At 40.2% G+C, this 16069-nt stretch carries 13 protein-coding genes; 6 read left to right on the top strand and 7 right to left on the bottom strand.

Annotated features, from left to right (window positions below; translation table 11 throughout):
• Positions 1-20 precede the first annotated feature (20 nt).
• From pgeF to hpt, 4 genes are all read right to left on the bottom strand, one after another.
• On the bottom strand, positions 21-800 hold the full coding sequence (pgeF, locus tag PREBIDRAFT_RS07190) for a peptidoglycan editing factor PgeF (RefSeq protein ID WP_004335753.1): 780 nt from the start codon (positions 798-800) through the stop codon (positions 21-23).
• Complete coding sequence (gene obgE, locus PREBIDRAFT_RS07185; RefSeq protein WP_004335754.1) at positions 793-1965, bottom strand: GTPase ObgE; 1173 nt, start codon at positions 1963-1965, stop codon at positions 793-795. Before obgE ends, pgeF begins: the two co-directional genes overlap by 8 nt.
• Before the next feature lie 205 nt (positions 1966-2170).
• Positions 2171-2743, bottom strand: coding sequence for an adenylate kinase (locus PREBIDRAFT_RS07180; RefSeq protein WP_004335755.1), 573 nt, complete (start codon positions 2741-2743; stop codon positions 2171-2173).
• Complete coding sequence (gene hpt / locus PREBIDRAFT_RS07175; protein ID WP_004335756.1) at positions 2743-3282, bottom strand: hypoxanthine phosphoribosyltransferase; 540 nt, start codon at positions 3280-3282, stop codon at positions 2743-2745. The genes PREBIDRAFT_RS07180 and hpt overlap by 1 nt, the downstream gene beginning before the upstream one ends.
• Positions 3283-3712: 430 nt before the next feature.
• Between hpt and PREBIDRAFT_RS07170 the strand changes: the two genes are divergently transcribed.
• Positions 3713-5230 carry a bifunctional ADP-dependent NAD(P)H-hydrate dehydratase/NAD(P)H-hydrate epimerase gene (locus PREBIDRAFT_RS07170; protein ID WP_004335757.1) on the top strand — a complete coding sequence of 506 codons (1518 nt, stop codon included), beginning with the start codon at positions 3713-3715 and terminating at the stop codon, positions 5228-5230.
• 47 nt (positions 5231-5277) lie between these two features.
• Positions 5278-6381 (top strand): BPL-N domain-containing protein, encoded by a 1104-nt coding sequence (locus tag PREBIDRAFT_RS07165; protein ID WP_230583381.1) that lies wholly within the window; start codon positions 5278-5280, stop codon positions 6379-6381.
• A gap of 89 nt (positions 6382-6470) precedes the next feature.
• Here PREBIDRAFT_RS07165 and PREBIDRAFT_RS07160 read toward each other — a convergent pair whose 3' ends face one another.
• Positions 6471-7484, bottom strand: coding sequence for a class II fructose-bisphosphate aldolase (locus PREBIDRAFT_RS07160; protein ID WP_004335759.1), 1014 nt, complete (start codon positions 7482-7484; stop codon positions 6471-6473).
• A 251-nt stretch (positions 7485-7735) separates the two neighbouring features.
• On the opposite strand from PREBIDRAFT_RS07160, the gene PREBIDRAFT_RS07155 reads away from it, so the two are divergent.
• Positions 7736-8551, top strand: a complete 816-nt coding sequence (locus PREBIDRAFT_RS07155) for a Cof-type HAD-IIB family hydrolase (protein ID WP_174299182.1) — start codon at positions 7736-7738, stop codon at positions 8549-8551.
• Between the two features lie 111 nt (positions 8552-8662).
• Positions 8663-10360, top strand: coding sequence for an energy-dependent translational throttle protein EttA (gene ettA, locus PREBIDRAFT_RS07150; protein ID WP_004335761.1), 1698 nt, complete (start codon positions 8663-8665; stop codon positions 10358-10360).
• Between the two features lie 395 nt (positions 10361-10755).
• Here ettA and PREBIDRAFT_RS07145 read toward each other — a convergent pair whose 3' ends face one another.
• Positions 10756-12561 (bottom strand): MutS-related protein, encoded by a 1806-nt coding sequence (locus PREBIDRAFT_RS07145; protein WP_004335762.1) that lies wholly within the window; start codon positions 12559-12561, stop codon positions 10756-10758.
• Positions 12562-12962: 401 nt separating this feature from the next.
• Here PREBIDRAFT_RS07145 and gdhA point away from each other — a divergent pair, with 401 nt between their 5' ends.
• Both gdhA and PREBIDRAFT_RS07135 read left to right on the top strand, forming a co-directional pair.
• Complete coding sequence (gene gdhA / locus PREBIDRAFT_RS07140; protein WP_004335763.1) at positions 12963-14306, top strand: NADP-specific glutamate dehydrogenase; 1344 nt, start codon at positions 12963-12965, stop codon at positions 14304-14306.
• A gap of 78 nt (positions 14307-14384) precedes the next feature.
• Positions 14385-15068: a septal ring lytic transglycosylase RlpA family protein gene (locus PREBIDRAFT_RS07135; RefSeq protein ID WP_004335764.1), complete on the top strand. Its 684-nt coding sequence runs from the start codon at positions 14385-14387 to the stop codon at positions 15066-15068.
• Between the two features lie 73 nt (positions 15069-15141).
• Here PREBIDRAFT_RS07135 and PREBIDRAFT_RS07130 read toward each other — a convergent pair whose 3' ends face one another.
• Positions 15142-16002 carry a hypothetical protein gene (locus PREBIDRAFT_RS07130; RefSeq protein ID WP_004339564.1) on the bottom strand — a complete coding sequence of 287 codons (861 nt, stop codon included), beginning with the start codon at positions 16000-16002 and terminating at the stop codon, positions 15142-15144.
• Between the last annotated feature and the right edge of the window lie 67 nt (positions 16003-16069).

Here is a 16069-nt window from a genome sequence, read left to right as displayed (position 1 = left end):
AAGGAGCCTTATCGCCCCTTTCATCGAATAATAATCCCCGTGTAAATAGTGCCAAAAGTATCCTTTAGTCGGCGAGCAGAGAAGTAATCTTTGTGCTGATCAAAGGTACAGATGCCTGACTGGTGTATATTTTCTTTCTTCACACCAAGAGCTAATAATTCTAGTTCGTTAGCAAGGGGTAGATTGATATGCCACTTTTCATAGCGTTGAGCTATCTTTTCCATTTCAAATTGAGCTTCCATAAAGCTATCGTACACCTCTTGTCCTACCTCAAAGTTTCTCAAAGATATACAAGGACCAATAACAGCCTTCAAATCTTCAGGTTTTGTTCCATACACATGCGTAAGCTTTTGCACCGTCGCTCTTACGATACGTTTCACGGTTCCTTTCCATCCCGCATGAATAGCAGCAGTGCATTGATGTATCGGATCGTAGAGTAACACAGGAACACAATCGGCAGTAAACACGCCTATGCAAGCATTCTTGAGATTGGTAATCAATGCGTCCGAACCCTCAAGCATCTCTTTTTGCTTATCAATAGGCAAAGAGAAGAACGCTTCTGTTATCTGCCTATTCTCCGTTTCGTGTACTTGATGCTGACGAACAATACGATTGGCAGGGATATTTAGCTCGTTGGCTAGTGCATTAAGATTAGTCTCAACCGCAGCAGGATCATCTCCACGATGTGTATTAATATTGAGTTCGCCTAAACTTCCCTTACTTTCGCCACCATGTCGCGTAGTAGTAAAGGCAGTAATGCCGTCAGCAATATTATAATAATGTAAAATAGGTTTACTCATCGGTATATTCATAATCCTCTAAGTCGTCTACCTCATCAAGCTCGTCATCACCCACCTCTTCTATTTCTTCAAAGTCGGCACCCTCTGCGCGTAGTTCCTGCACAAAGCGAGACATATCCTTATCACGGTGAACAAGCGTATCTTCTGAAGTGATTTCACGAAGCTTATTGCTTTCCGAGTTAAGCTCACGCCATAATACATCTTTCAAATCATCAATACCGAAGCCAGTAACCGACGAAATAAATACGACAGGTAAGTCATCGGGTAAAGTTTCTTTGAGCATTTCTATCAATTCTTCATCCAACAAATCGCATTTTGTAATCGCCAAGACACGATGTTTATCAATCATTTCAGGATTAAACTGCTTTAGCTCATTGAGTAAGATTTCGTACTCCTTCTTAATATCATCAGTATCACCTGGAACCATAAAAAGCAACAAAGAGTTGCGCTCTATGTGGCGAAGAAAACGCAAACCAAGTCCTCTACCCTCACTAGCTCCCTCAATAATACCTGGAATATCTGCCATTACGAAGCTCTGATTATCACGATAGCTTACGATACCGAGTGATGGCTCCATTGTGGTAAACGGATAATTAGCTATCTTTGGCTTGGCAGAAGAGAGCGCAGAAAGCAACGTAGATTTACCAGCATTAGGGAAACCCACTAACCCCACATCAGCCAAGAGCTTCAATTCCATAATAACCGTCATTTCTTGCATTGGCTCACCTGGCTGTGCATAACGTGGAGCCTGATTGGTAGAAGTGCGGAATTGGAAGTTACCTAATCCTCCACGACCACCCTTCAACAATGGTACCACTTGTCCATCGTGCATCACATCACAAACAAACTTACCCGTCTCGGCATCATATACCACTGTTCCACAAGGCACATCAATATATACATCCTTACCATCAGTACCATGACACTTATCACGTCCACCATTACCTCCATGCTCTGCATAGACATGGCGCTGGAACTTTAGGTGAAGCAAAGTCCAATAATTGTGATTACCACGCAGAAAGACACTACCACCTTTACCACCATCGCCACCATCAGGACCACCATTAGGGTTATATTTTACATGGCGTAGGTGCATAGAGCCTCTACCACCCTTACCTGAGCGGCAATATATTTTTACGTAATCTACAAAGTTTGAATCAGCCATTATATATTGGGAGTTAAAGTAGTTATTGCAAGCTAAGCTTGCTAGGGATTTAAAAAAGGGGAATTATATTCCAAATATGGGATACCAAAAATGAAAATACTTAAAACGAATTAGAGGAGTTAAAGAGTTTTTGAGCGTTTCACCAAATATTACATTTGGTTTTACTACCCTAACTCTCCTTTAACTCCTCTAACTACTATACTATTTATAGAGCGTCAATAACTTCTACAATACGACCAAAAATCTCATCAACAGTGCCTAAGCCCTCTACATGATGATGAATACCTTCCTTCTCATACCAATCGATAAGAGGTGATGTTTGTGTATTGTAAACGTTCAAACGCTTTTTAATTGTTTCTTCATTATCGTCAGAACGACCGCTCTGCTGTCCACGAAGGATCAAACGCTTCATCAATTCTTCTTCTGGAACAAACAATTCTATCATAGCAGCAATCTTATGACTGCGCTCTGATAGCATATTCTTCAAAGCCTCAGCTTGTGGAATCGTACGTGGGAAACCGTCAAAGATAACCCCCTTATGCTCCTTACCAAAAGTATCATAAACACTTGCTAGGATATTCACCATTAGCTCATCAGGGATCAACTGTCCGTTATCAATATAACCTTTAGCAGTCTTACCAAGTTCTGTTCCATTTTTAATCTCACTGCGAAGCACGTCGCCTGTAGAAATATGACCGAAACCATACTTTTCAATCATCTTGTCGCTCTGAGTACCTTTACCTGCACCCGGAGCACCAAAAATTACAATATTCTTCATTATTCTTGTACTAATGTATATATATCTCTTAAACTTCTTCCTTGCTGATCATAGTCAAGCCCATAACCCACGATAAAGTCGTTAGGAATTTCCATTGCAACATACTCTACATTCAATGGCACAGCGAGCTTACCCGGCTTCAAAAGCAAGGTGCAAATATGCAAACTGCGGGGATTACGAGTTCCTAAAGTTTCTAGCATACGCTTCATAGTTGAGCCTGTATCTACAATATCTTCTACTATGATAACATCACGACCGCTAATATCTTCGTTTAAGCCTATTACTTCTTTAATCTCACCAGTAGAAGTAGTTCCCTCATAAGAAGCAAGCTTAACAAATGATATTTCGCTAGGAATATTGATGAAACGCATTAAATCGGCAGCAAAGATAAATGAGCCATTTAATACTGCAAGAAAAAGCGGATTCTTACCAGCCATATCTTTATTAATCTGCTCAGCAACACGCTTTACTCTCTCTAGTATTTCAGCTTCTGGAATAGAAGTCTCAAATGTTTTATCTAAAATGGTTACTCGACTCATTTTTCTTAATTCTTTATTTTCCGCAAAATTACGAAAATAATAGCAAACTATCCCATTAGAATACATTATTTTAGCAAATCTAAACCCTTACTAAAGCTTTCTTTTTCCCAAATATAGACAACTTAGCATAAGGAAATAGCGTAATTTTATTTACATAATTGCGCAATATTTTTCGAATATTCAAAAGCCAAAACTCAAACTCGCGTTCAAATACTCCAACGATCGTATTAAAAGGAGAATACCCTCTCCGTCAATTTATGCTTGCAACCTTTGGAAACTCCAAATCTATTATTTATCTTTGTGTTTGACAAATATGTTACGAACAAGAGCTATGACGAATGAAAGAAAAATAGATAGAAAGAGTTTCGTAAAATACTCTATTAACAGGAATTTCATAGCTTAAGAAAGGTTATTACATAGAGATTTAGCAATGAAAATTTTTACAAGTTCCCAGATACACGAGCTGGATAGATACACTATAGAAAAAGAAAATATTAAGTCGATCGACCTTATGGAACGAGCGGCTAAAGCTGTTACGCATGCCATTACAGAACGCTGGAGTAGCCTTACGCCCATTGTGGTTTTTGCTGGTCATGGCAATAATGGCGGCGATGCATTGGCAGTGGCTCGCATGCTAGCAAACGAAGGCTATAAGGTTAAGACCTTTCTTTTTAATATTAGCGATAAGCTGTCTGATGATTGCAATACTAACAAGCAACGTTTGCTAGAAAGTAAGGCTTCTAAAGGTTTTATAGAGGTAACTACTCAGTTTGATCCACCAGAACTTACCGAGGACACTTTGGTAGTGGATGGCTTATTTGGCACTGGACTTAACAAGCCGCTTGCAGGTGGGTTTGCAGCTTTAATAAAGTATATCAATCAGAGCTTAGCAAAGGTTGTGAGTATTGACATTCCTTCGGGATTACTCTCGGAAGATAATTCATATAATGTACGTGCAAACATCATCCGAGCCAACCTAACCCTTAGCTTCCACCAACCTAAACTTGCCTTTCTCTTTGGCGATAATCAGGCATTCTTAGGAGAGGTGAAGATACTTGACATCAGGCTAAGTCAAGAATTTATCAACAAGAAAGAAGCAAACTATTCCATACTAGAGGAAGTTGACATAAGAAAACTTTTACTTTCACGCAACGACTTTGCCCACAAAGGAACAATGGGCAATGCACTTATTATTGCGGGCTGTTATAGTATGGCGGGAGCTGCGATACTCGCTTCGCGTGCCTGCCTAAGAGCGGGTGTGGGCAAAACTACTGTACACACACCTAGAGCTAATAACACCATTATGCAAACAGCAGTACCTGAAGCTATCGTACATCTTGACCATGAGGAAACGGCTTTCTCGGAAGCAATAGACACAGATGGTTTCGACGCACTAGGGATTGGGCCCGGACTAGGCAAACTAGAGAATACAGCTATTGCTCTCATTGCTCAAATAAGAAGAACGCAATGCCCTATCGTGGTAGATGCCGATGCACTAAATATATTGGCTAGCCATCGTGCATGGATGCAACAACTACCGAAAGGCATTATTATGACACCTCACCCAAAGGAATTAGATCGGCTCACAGGTGCCCCTACCAACAACGACTATGAACGATTAGTACGCGCTTCCGACTTGGCAAAATCTATTCAAGGATATGTGCTATTAAAAGGGCATAACAGTGCGCTATGTTTACCAGACGGCAACATTGCTTTTAATAGCACTGGCAATAGTGGTATGGCTACGGCAGGTAGTGGCGATGTGCTAACAGGTATCATTACTGCCCTCTTAGCACGTGGATATTCACAAACAAATGCCTGCCTAGTAGGAATGTACTTGCATGGTTTGGCTGGCGATCTTGCAGCAAGAGAAGTGGGCAAAGAGAGTCTTATAGCAAGCGATATTATCAATTACCTACCTAAAGCCTTCAGACGCTTAGAAGAATAAAAAATATAAACTTTAAATGTATGAAAAAACAATTTCAGTGGATTTGTATGTTGGTAGTGGCATTTTGCTTTACCACAACTTTGTTTGCACAAAATAAAAAAACTATCAGAGTGGGTGTTTTCCAAGGACACGGTGGTGCAGAAACCTGCATTTGGGAAGCCGTGCAAGCCGTCCGATTAGATGGAGATATGACGGTAAGAACTTTTACTACCGCCGATATTGCCAAAGGAGTACTCAACAACCTAGATGCGATCATCGTACCAGGCGGTGGAGGATCGACACAATATCTCAATATGGGTGAGGAAAATGTGAAACGTGTAAAGGAATTCATTGCTTCGGGTAAAGGTGCGGTGGGTATTTGTGCTGGAGCTTACCTCTTTTCTGACACTCCTAACTACGCTTGCTTCCGCATCAACGGTGCTAAAGCCATTGATATAGAACACGATAATCGTGGACATGGCATTGCTAAGTTCTCGCTCACCAATGAGGGAAAGAAGCTATTCCCAGAGCTAGCTACTCGCCCACTTTCATACGTACTATACTATGAGGGTCCCGTTTTTATTCCTAGCGAAAACAGTCAGATAAAATATACTTCCTTTGCTACAATGGAGAGCGATGTGCATGAAGAAGGCAATGCACCTATAAATATGACAAACAACAAACCTTTCTTCATCGCTAACACTTATGGTAAAGGAAGGGTATTCAGTAGCATTGCTCACCCAGAAGCTACACCTGGCATGGAATGGATGATACCACGCATGGTGCGCTGGACACTAGGTTTACCTATCAAGCAATATAAGAAAAATGTTGTTCGCCCTGATGTGTATAACCAAGAATATTTGATGACCAAAGCCGATCTCAAACAAGAACACAGCTATTACGAAACCTTCCTTTATGGCTCATCTGAAGAAAAAATAGCTGCATTAGATTGGTTACAAGTGCGTCGTTCGTGGGATGCCAAACGTTGGGTGCAAGGATTGTTATTCGATAATAGCCCAAAAGTACGCATTCGTGCAGCAAAATTCATTGCCGAAACCGATTATCTACAATATCTTCCCGATATGGAAACTGCTATGAATGCAGAAAAAGATATGCAAACAAAACAAGCTATTACGAGGTATGTAGAGCAACTAAAAGCATTACTACCATAAGCAATAACGCTTTATGAACGAAAAAAACGGTGGTAACCATCAAAAGGTTACCACCGTTATTATTTTATAGATCTTATAATCTAAACAAATTAGTCAAGATTAGACAATTTGTTATCTGAACCAAGAACATCTGTAATCTTTTCCTTATAAAGTTCTTCCATATACTCACGAGCCTTACCACAATACTGGCGTGGGTCGAAGTACTCTGGGTGTTGAGTAAATGTTTCGCGAACACCTGCGGTGAAAGCTAGACGAGAGTCTGAGTCGATGTTAATCTTACATACAGCACTCTTAGCAGCTCTACGAAGTTCCTCTTCAGGAATACCTACAGCGTTTGGCAACTTACCACCGTTTGCATTGATAATATCAACATACTTCTGAGGAACAGAAGAAGAACCGTGAAGTACGATAGGGAAACCTGGAAGCTCCTTTTCGATAGCTTCAAGAACATCGAATGCCAATGGAGGAGGGATCAAACGACCTGTCTTAGGATCGCGTGTACACTGCTCTGGAGTAAACTTGTAAGCACCGTGTGAAGTACCAATAGAGATTGCCAAAGAGTCGCAACCTGTACGTGTAGCGAAATCAACTACTTCTTCTGGCTTTGTATAGTGAGAAACCTCAGCAACAACATCATCTTCAACACCTGCAAGCACACCAAGTTCGCCTTCTACAGTTACATCGAACTGATGAGCGTAGTCTACAACCTTCTTTGTCAAAGCTATGTTCTCTTCGTATGGAAGTGAAGAACCATCGATCATCACTGAAGAGAAACCTGAGTCGATACAGCTCTTACATGTTTCGAAGCTATCTCCATGATCAAGGTGAATTACGATTTCAGGATGCTTGCAACCAAGCTCCTTAGCGTATTCTACTGCACCCTCTGCCATATAGCGAAGCAATGTAGCATTTGCATATTTACGTGCGCCCTTTGATACCTGAATAATAACTGGTGATTTTAGTTCTGAAGAAGCCTTAACAATAGCCTGAAGCTGCTCAAGGTTATTGAAGTTGAATGCTGGAATTGCATAGCCACCATCTACAGCCTTCTTAAACATCTCGCGAGTGTTTACAAGACCTAATTTTTTGTAATCTACTGCCATAACTTTTTATTATGTATTTAAATTAAATGAATATTTTAATCCTTCTTTCTTTTTACCGATACAAAAGTAATATTTTATTTTGTCTTATCCAAAATAGGATACTAACAAAAACATCGACAAGTGTTAAATAATTGATTTTTGCAGTGGCAGTATGCTGCTAAAAATAAAAGTTAAGATATAAAAGTACTGTGATAATAATTCAAAATCTTACCTTTGTACAAGATAAAAAGATACTCAAAAAGGTAAAAAGTATGAGACAAGTATATAAAATGATAGTGCTCGACTTAGATGGCACATTAACAAATAGCAAAAAGGTTATTACTCCTAAAACAAAAGAAGCACTGATACAAGCACAGAAGAAAGGTGTACGCATCGTTTTAGCTTCGGGAAGACCCACTTATGGTATCAAAAACCTTGCGGAAGAGCTCTGCTTGAACCAGCATCATGGTTATATCCTTGCTTTTAATGGTGGCAAGATAATTGATTGCTCGAATAACGAAACCTTATTTGAGCAAACACTCTCCCCAGAGCTTGTTCCAACGCTATATAACAGTGCTATGAAAGGTGGTATGCAGATCCTAACCTACCAAGGTAAAGGCATTGCAGCTACTTCTACAGAAGATAAATATGTTAAGGAAGAGGCGTTCATTAATAAATTGCCCATTACGTTATATTCAAACTTTCTCGAACAGATAGTTTACCCTATCAATAAGTGCTTAATAGTAGGCGATCCTACCCCACTCCATGAAGTAGAAATACAACTCGCTAAAACGTTAGAAGGAAAAATGAGTGTATATCGTTCTGCCGACTATTTCCTAGAGTGTGTTCCACTGAATGTTGATAAGGCACAATCGCTTGCAAAACTCCTTAAACTAACAGGTATCAAACGCGAGGAAATAATAGCGTGTGGCGATGGTTACAACGACCTTAGCATGATATGTTTTGCAGGCTTAGGAGTTGCAATGGCAAATGCTAACGAGGATATTCGTATTCAAGCCAACTATGTAACTCTCGCCTCTAATGAGAAAGACGGTGTGGCAGAGGTAGTGGAGAAGTTTCTACTTTAGACAGTGGCATAAAAAGAGGTAAGAACTCCTTTCACTCCTAAAATATCCGAAAATTACACCTTTTTTCAAAGGTTTTCCTTAATTTTGCAATATAAATAATTAAACAAAAATATGGCAACTGTTGACGACAAGAAGGTTATCTTCTCCATGATGGGAGTAACAAAGATTATTCCTCAAAACCAAAAACAAATTCTCAAGAACATATATCTATCGTTCTTCTACGGAGCTAAAATTGGTATTATAGGTCTTAACGGTGCAGGTAAATCTACGCTGATGAAAATTATCGCTGGCATAGAACAACCTACACAAGGCGAAGTAGTATGGAGTCCGGGGTATACCGTGGGCTATCTTGAACAAGATCCACCACTTAACGAAGAGAAAACTGTTAAGGAAAACATTATGGAAGGCGTTCAACATGTGTATGACGCCTTAAAAGAATATGACGAAATCAACCAAAAGTTTGGGCTAGAGGAATACTATGGCAATCCTGACAAGATGGATAAGCTGATGCAACGCCAAGCAGAAGTGCAAGATATTATCGATGCTACCGATGCTTGGAATATGGATTCTAAACTAGACCGTGCAATGGCAGCATTGCGTTGTCCTGCTGGCGACTCAGCCGTTACACACCTCTCTGGTGGTGAACGTCGTCGTGTGGCACTTTGTCGATTGCTGCTTCAGAAACCAGATGTACTCTTGCTGGATGAGCCTACCAACCACCTTGATGCTGAAAGTATCGACTGGCTGGAACAACATCTTCAGCAATACGAGGGTACTGTCATCGCTGTTACCCATGACCGCTACTTCCTTGATGATGTTAGCGAGTGGATATTGGAACTTGATCGTGGTGAGGGCATTCCATGGAAGGGTAACTACTCTTCATGGCTCGACCAAAAGACAAAGCGTATGGCGCAAGAAGAAAAAACAGCTTCTAAACGTCGCAAAACCCTTGAGCGAGAGCTTGAATGGGTGCGTATGGCACCAAAAGCACGCCAAGCAAAGGGCAAAGCACGTCTGAAATCATACGACCAAATGCTTAACGAGGAACAAAAAGAGCGTGAGGAAAAATTGGAAATCTTTATTCCTAATGGGCCACGTCTCGGCAACAAGGTTATTGAAGCACAGCATGTGCAGAAGGCTTTTGGCGAGAAGGTACTCTTCAAGGATCTCAACTTTATGTTACCTCCTAACGGTATCGTGGGTGTTATTGGTCCGAATGGTGCTGGTAAAACTACTCTTTTCCGCCTTATTATGGGCTTAGATCAGGCTGATGGCGGTACCTTTGAAGTGGGTGAAACCGTAAAACTAGCATACGTTGATCAGCAACATAAGGACATCGACCCTAAGAAGAGTGTTTATGAGGTAGTTTCTCAAGGCAATGAACTCTTCCGCATGGGTGGGCGCGATGTCAACGCACGTGCTTATCTCTCTCGTTTCAATTTTGGGGGTACCGATCAGAGCAAGCTTTGCGGAGTGCTTTCTGGTGGCGAACGAAATCGTTTGCAACTAGCATTGGCATTAAAACAAGAGGGCAACGTACTATTGCTCGATGAGCCTACCAATGATATTGACGTAAACACTTTGCGCGCTTTGGAAGAAGGTTTGGAGAATTTTGCAGGTTGTGCAGTAGTGATCAGCCACGACCGTTGGTTCCTCGATCGTATCTGTACGCATATTCTTGCCTTTGAAGGCGACGGCGAAGTGGTATTCTTCGAAGGCGATTACTCTGAATACGAAATCAATAAGGCACGCCGATTGGGCAATGAGGAAATTAAGAAAGGAAGATACCGTAAGTTAATGGAGGATTAAACAAACTTCCCTAACTTTCGCAAAGATATAAAAAGAAGCCAGCTTTAAGGATTGCAATAATCTTTGAAGCTGGCTTTATTAGAACAGCTAATATAGCTTTTATATTGCCCCTAAAAGGATAGTATGCCTAGCAAGCAAGTATCTAGTGGGATTAAGTAAAGTTAATTATTTTTACTTACAACAACATAGCGAATTAACAAAACACGAAACAACTTATCAAGCTGATTAGCAACGACTTAAAAGCATAAAATAAAAAGGTCATCGTTTAACATACGAAAGGTCATCGTTTACACGGCAAAAGATGACCTTTTGCTCCCCAATACATCACCTTTTGCAATTGAAAAGATGACATATTAGTTTGCTGTTAAATATTTTCTAAGAGATTTCACTCATTCTTAATCTGCAAGAATATCTTTCAGTAAATAGGTTGCATTCTGATTACGAGCCACACCAACACCTAGTTTATACGAATAACCAATGTTACTTCCTAATTCTATCTCGAAACAGAAATTATGGAAACGAGAATTGGCATCCATCTTCGAAAGTTCAAGGTCATGGGTGGCTATAACACCTGTAACATTGCGCTCAGAAACATATTCGAGGAAGAGCCGCGAACCATTGAGTTTATCAAGCGAATTGGTACCCTTTAATATTTCATCTAAAATAATAAGATTGGGCATAGTGGGCTGTAAAGACCCTATCAACCGTTTCAGACGAAGCAGTTCTGCATTGAAATAAGAAATTCCATTGGCTAGATCGTCAGTGGTGCGCATACTTGTAAAGAGATGGAATATAGAAATGGTGAAGCGAGTAGCAAAAACAGGAAGTCCATTCATTGCTAATACATAATTAATACCGAGGGTACGTAGAAAGGTACTCTTCCCTGCCATATTCGCACCTGTTATAATATAATAATGTAGATTCTCCACAGAGAAATTGTTTGTTACTGCCTTATCGCCTAAGAAAGGATGATAAAGCCCTTCGGCTTCAAACACGACCTCATTGCTCTCCACTACTCTAGCCTCTGTAGCTTTATCCTCATTTAGGCGGAAATTTGCCATACTTACCAAAGCATCAAACTTGCTAACAGCATCTAACCACTGGCGTGTACTCGCCTTAAAGTGGTTTTGTAAACTTACAAACGAGCTGATGATAGAAAGGTCGATTAACCGTAAGACATTGAAGAGTATAACACCAAACTCGTTGCTACGTCCATCTATCTTTTGTGAAATCCGTTCTAGGTGTTCAAAGGCTGCAAGTGCATTCGCAAGTCGTCTTTTTATCTGTTGTAGCTCTTCAGAAGAACCTGCATTAATGGTTTCAATCAACTGCATTACGCGCACATAGTTCTGTACCTGATGTCTAACACGGTCAAAGGCAACTGTGATTTTCTTCAAATAGCGATAGGAGGCAAAGAATGAGATATTGAAATTGGCTGCAGCCCATATAGAAGGTATAGAGTAATCACAATAGCCCAACACTGCTAAAACAAGGGAAACGTAAAAGCCCACTAAACTCGTATTAAGCAATATCTTGAACCATTGAGTACCAAAAAAATGAGGTACACGAATAGTTTCTACCTTTGCTAATGCTTGCTGGATAGCCACCGTATCAATGATTTTCTCTACACCAAGTGCCTTAAATTGTGTAACAAGCTTCCTATCTTGCGCCAAAGTTCGAATACTCTCACTTCTTCTTCCTATCTGTGCGAGTTTGGCTTTTTGCGAATGCTCAAGGTTTTCCTCAGAAAGACAAAGTGCTAAATAGTCAGCACCACCAGTAGTAACACATCGATTAATACGCTGATAAAGGGAAAGCTGACCAAAGATATCAAGATCGAAAGTAAAAGAATGCCGAGCATCCACAAATTGCTCACCTGCAGCAAACTGATCAAAGTAACCTTCATGATACCTCACTTCGCGTTTATAAACATTAAGCAAAGCTGTAAGCGCTTCTATTTGTTTAGTATTCTTCGCATCAAAATTACGAATGAGCATATACAATATTAAACTAAGGAGAGAAGAAAGTAGCACCCAAAAAGAACTTTGATTCATTACATAAAATACCATAAAGCCTATAATTCCAGCAAAAGTGATAACCTCCCCAAGAACAAAATAGGTATTTTTGCCTTTTAAGTGTATCATTATGTTATTGACCTCAGCAATGCGATTTTTATAATATGTATATAGCTCGGTATTCATAATTTGAGATAATATTATAAGGAAGAAATGATTTTTGTGAGCTTACAAAGCTAGCAAAAAGCTCATCAATAGCTCCCTAAAATAAATGAAATAAAGAGAGTTGAAAGGTAAAATTGCGTTAAAATAAGCAACAAGTACAAACTTACACTGTTTCTTTAATTTTCGACAAAAATACAAAATAAATACTTGTAGACATACATTTCAGTTGCATTAATAATATTTTTTTTATTAATTTGCAGCATAATTATCTTTTCATAGTACATTAATAAGTGTATATCTGTAAAGAGAAGCGAATATTTTTTTCGACAAAATCTTTGGTGGTTTGCGTAATATTGGATATATTTGTCGCATCATTTAACAAAGTGATATAACTAACATAAACAATAAAAGCATAAACTACTATGGAAGTCAAAAAAATTATGCAAACCTTGGAGCAGAAGCATCCAGGTGAGTCTGAGTACCTACAGGCAGTACAAGAAGTTCTCGAGTCAATCGAGGAAGTTTACAACCAGCATCCTGAGTTTGAAAAAGCTCAGATTATTGAAAGAATGGTTGAACCAGAGCGTATCTTTACATTCCGTGTAACATGGATTGATGACGCTGGTAAGGTACAAACAAACCTTGGCTATCGCGTACAGTTTAATAGCGCTATTGGCCCTTACAAAGGCGGTTTGCGTTTCCACAAGGCTGTAACTCCTTCTATGTTGAAGTTCTTAGGTTTTGAGCAGACATTCAAGAATGCGCTAACAACATTGCCTATGGGCGGTGGTAAGGGTGGTTCAGACTTCGACCCAGTTGGTAAGTCAGACGCTGAAATTATGCGTTTCTGCCAAGCATTCATGCTAGAGCTACGCCATAACATTGGTCCAGATCAGGACATCCCTGCTGGCGACGTTGGTGTTGGTGGTCGTGAAATCGGTTATATGAATGGTATGTACCAAAAACTTACACGTCAGTATCATACAGGTGTTTTGACTGGTAAGGGTATTACATGGGGTGGTTCTTTCTTCCGTCCAGAAGCTACTGGTTACGGTGCTCTTTACTTCACACAACACCTTCTAAAGAAGGCTGGTAAGGACATCAAGGACAAGAAAGTTGCTCTTTCAGGTTTCGGTAACGTTGCTTGGGGTGCTGCTTTAAAGACACTTGAGCTAGGTGGTAAGGTTGTTGCTATCTCTGGTCCTGATGGTGTTTGCGAAATCCCAGAAGGTATCACAAAGGAGATGATCGACTATATGCTTGAGATGCGTGCTTCTAACCGCAATAAGGTAGAAGATATGGCTACTAAGTTCCCTGGTAAGGCTAAGTTTACTGCAGGCAAGAAGTCTTGGAGTGTTCCTGTTGACATCGCTCTTCCTTGTGCATTCCAAAACGAGCTAAGCGAAGAAGATGCTAAGGAATTGAAGGCTAACGGTTGCTGGTGCTGCTGTGAGGTTTCTAATATGGGTTGCCAGCCAGGCGCTATCCACTTCTTCCAAAACAACGGTATATTGTTCGCTCCAGGTAAGGCTGTAAATGCTGGTGGTGTTGCGACTTCTGGTCTTGAAATGACTCAGAATGCTGCTCACTTGAATTGGGCTCCTGCTGAAGTTGACGCTAAACTACATTGGATCATGGAAAGCATCCACGAGCAGTGTGTTAAGTTTGGTACACAACCAGATGGCACTATCGACTACGTTAAGGGTGCAAACATCGCTGGTTTCATGAAGGTAGCTGAGGCTATGCTAGAACAAGGCGTAATTTAATAAAGTTCTCTCCATCTCTCCCACAACAAAGTGGGAGAGATATAAAAAATACTTGGGAGAGGACTGAATATATACATTATGGATAAATTCAGAAATCTCCTGATAGTAATATTATCAGTAATAGGCTTTACCACCTCGTTTGAATGCTATGCGCAAACGAGTGGTAAAGCCTCTTATTATAGTAATGCACTTCATGGAAGACGCATGAGTAATGGACAACCTTATAATAAGAATGATTTTACTTGTGCGCACAGAACACTTCCTTTTGGTACTCAACTAAAAGTTACAAACACGCGAAATGGTAATACGGTTATTGTACGTGTAACCGATCGTGGTCCTTTTGTTCGTGGACGCATTATTGATCTTTCATACGCTGCCGCTCGAGCCTTAGGCACAATTTCTAGCGGTATAGGCTATGTAAGAATAGAGGTGATGCGCAAAAATACAGAAGTCCCCTATCGTAGCCCTAATACCGAGAAACCTATTGAGGTTCCAGAAGTGGAATACGGTATGGCTGGTGTATGTTATGAGTTTATACCTGAATGGGAGAAACCACAAGAGGATAAACCTGAAGAGGTGGAACGAAAGGTAAATACCAAAGTCCTACCTAGAAAAAACGCTCAAAAATCTAGTGGGAACAAAGTCCCTGCTCGTCCTCAGCAACAAGTTACTACTACAGCCAAATCGAAAGAAGGTGCAAGCAAATCGTGGACCGACTTCTTTAAACGTGTAAAGGACAATGTTACTGGTATCTTTGAATAAAAACAAAAATCCCTCATAAGTTTTTACTGACCTATGAGGGATTTTTAGTGTAATCATTGATTCTCAAAAGCGATTACTTCTTTGTCTGGACAACAAATTCTGTTACCTTACTAATACTTTTACGTCCCTGAAGAACGGTAATAGCAAACTTTACTAAGCCATTTTTAAGCTTATTATCTGCCTTAACAATAGCTGTATAACGAACACCGCTACTAGGCATAAGACTTTCTATATGGACAGAAGGGCTGATATAAATATGGGTGTTGCCACTCGTCTCTAACACAGAAGGCTGAACATCAATTAGCTCATGATCTCCATTATTCATTATTTCAAAGATAATCTTACCAAGCTCTCCACGAGAAAGGACTCCATCTTGATTATCATCGACAAATCGAGCATTGACAATACTAATGTTCGGTGTATATTCATATCCATCAGCTAAACGGACTACACCTGACTGTGATGGAACTTTTGTTACGGGCTGTACCGCACTATAATTGCCTGCATAATCACTACCGTTAAAATTATAGAGACGATCATCGCCTGTATTCAAGGAATCAAAACCGCTAGGATCAGTAGAGGGAGAAACACGGGAAAAAGGTTCTGAAGTGATGTTACTGTACATATCATCTGTATCTAAAGAGATACCGTTATATGAGTTATATCCATGTTCCTTATTTTGCATGACACGCTCATAATGATCGTGAACTTCCTGCCGCTCACGCTGCTGAACGCGATTATCAGCGGCTGCACCTATTATAGCCCCTCCAGCCATTCCGATAATAGTCCCTATATCAGAACCTCGACCACCACCAGCAATACCCCCGATAGCACTTCCTAGAATTCCTCCTAGAGAAGCCCCAGTACTAGTATATGTTCCGCAGCTAGTTAACAAAATTAAGCTAGCCATCCCTACAATTATCCCCTTTTTCATTCTTTTTAGCGTATTTTAATATGCAAAGATACGCAAACTATCAAACTTTTAGCAGAGACATTCCCCT

Origin of the sequence: Prevotella bivia DSM 20514, assembly GCF_000262545.1 — a bacterium.
In the GTDB taxonomy this organism is placed as follows: domain Bacteria; phylum Bacteroidota; class Bacteroidia; order Bacteroidales; family Bacteroidaceae; genus Prevotella; species Prevotella bivia.
The sequence above is the reverse complement of the archived record's forward strand: the minus strand, read 5'-3'. Positions and strand labels throughout refer to the sequence as shown.

Excerpts from the sequence above, each read along its gene's own strand:
- pgeF (WP_004335753.1), bottom strand. The coding sequence starts at position 800 with ATGAGTAAACCTATTTTACATTATTATAATATTGCTGACGGCATTACT.
- PREBIDRAFT_RS07160 (WP_004335759.1), bottom strand. The coding sequence starts at position 7,484 with ATGGCAGTAGATTACAAAAAATTAGGTCTTGTAAACACTCGCGAGATG.
- PREBIDRAFT_RS07145 (WP_004335762.1), bottom strand. The coding sequence starts at position 12,561 with ATGAATACCGAGCTATATACATATTATAAAAATCGCATTGCTGAGGTC.
- PREBIDRAFT_RS07180 (WP_004335755.1), bottom strand. The coding sequence starts at position 2,743 with ATGAAGAATATTGTAATTTTTGGTGCTCCGGGTGCAGGTAAAGGTACT.
- ettA (WP_004335761.1), top strand. The coding sequence starts at position 8,663 with ATGGCAACTGTTGACGACAAGAAGGTTATCTTCTCCATGATGGGAGTA.
- PREBIDRAFT_RS07165 (WP_230583381.1), top strand. The coding sequence starts at position 5,278 with ATGTTGGTAGTGGCATTTTGCTTTACCACAACTTTGTTTGCACAAAAT.
- gdhA (WP_004335763.1), top strand. The coding sequence starts at position 12,963 with ATGGAAGTCAAAAAAATTATGCAAACCTTGGAGCAGAAGCATCCAGGT.
- PREBIDRAFT_RS07170 (WP_004335757.1), top strand. The coding sequence starts at position 3,713 with ATGAAAATTTTTACAAGTTCCCAGATACACGAGCTGGATAGATACACT.
- PREBIDRAFT_RS07130 (WP_004339564.1), bottom strand. The coding sequence starts at position 16,002 with ATGAAAAAGGGGATAATTGTAGGGATGGCTAGCTTAATTTTGTTAACT.
- PREBIDRAFT_RS07135 (WP_004335764.1), top strand. The coding sequence starts at position 14,385 with ATGGATAAATTCAGAAATCTCCTGATAGTAATATTATCAGTAATAGGC.
- hpt (WP_004335756.1), bottom strand. The coding sequence starts at position 3,282 with ATGAGTCGAGTAACCATTTTAGATAAAACATTTGAGACTTCTATTCCA.
- PREBIDRAFT_RS07155 (WP_174299182.1), top strand. The coding sequence starts at position 7,736 with ATGAGACAAGTATATAAAATGATAGTGCTCGACTTAGATGGCACATTA.
- obgE (WP_004335754.1), bottom strand. The coding sequence starts at position 1,965 with ATGGCTGATTCAAACTTTGTAGATTACGTAAAAATATATTGCCGCTCA.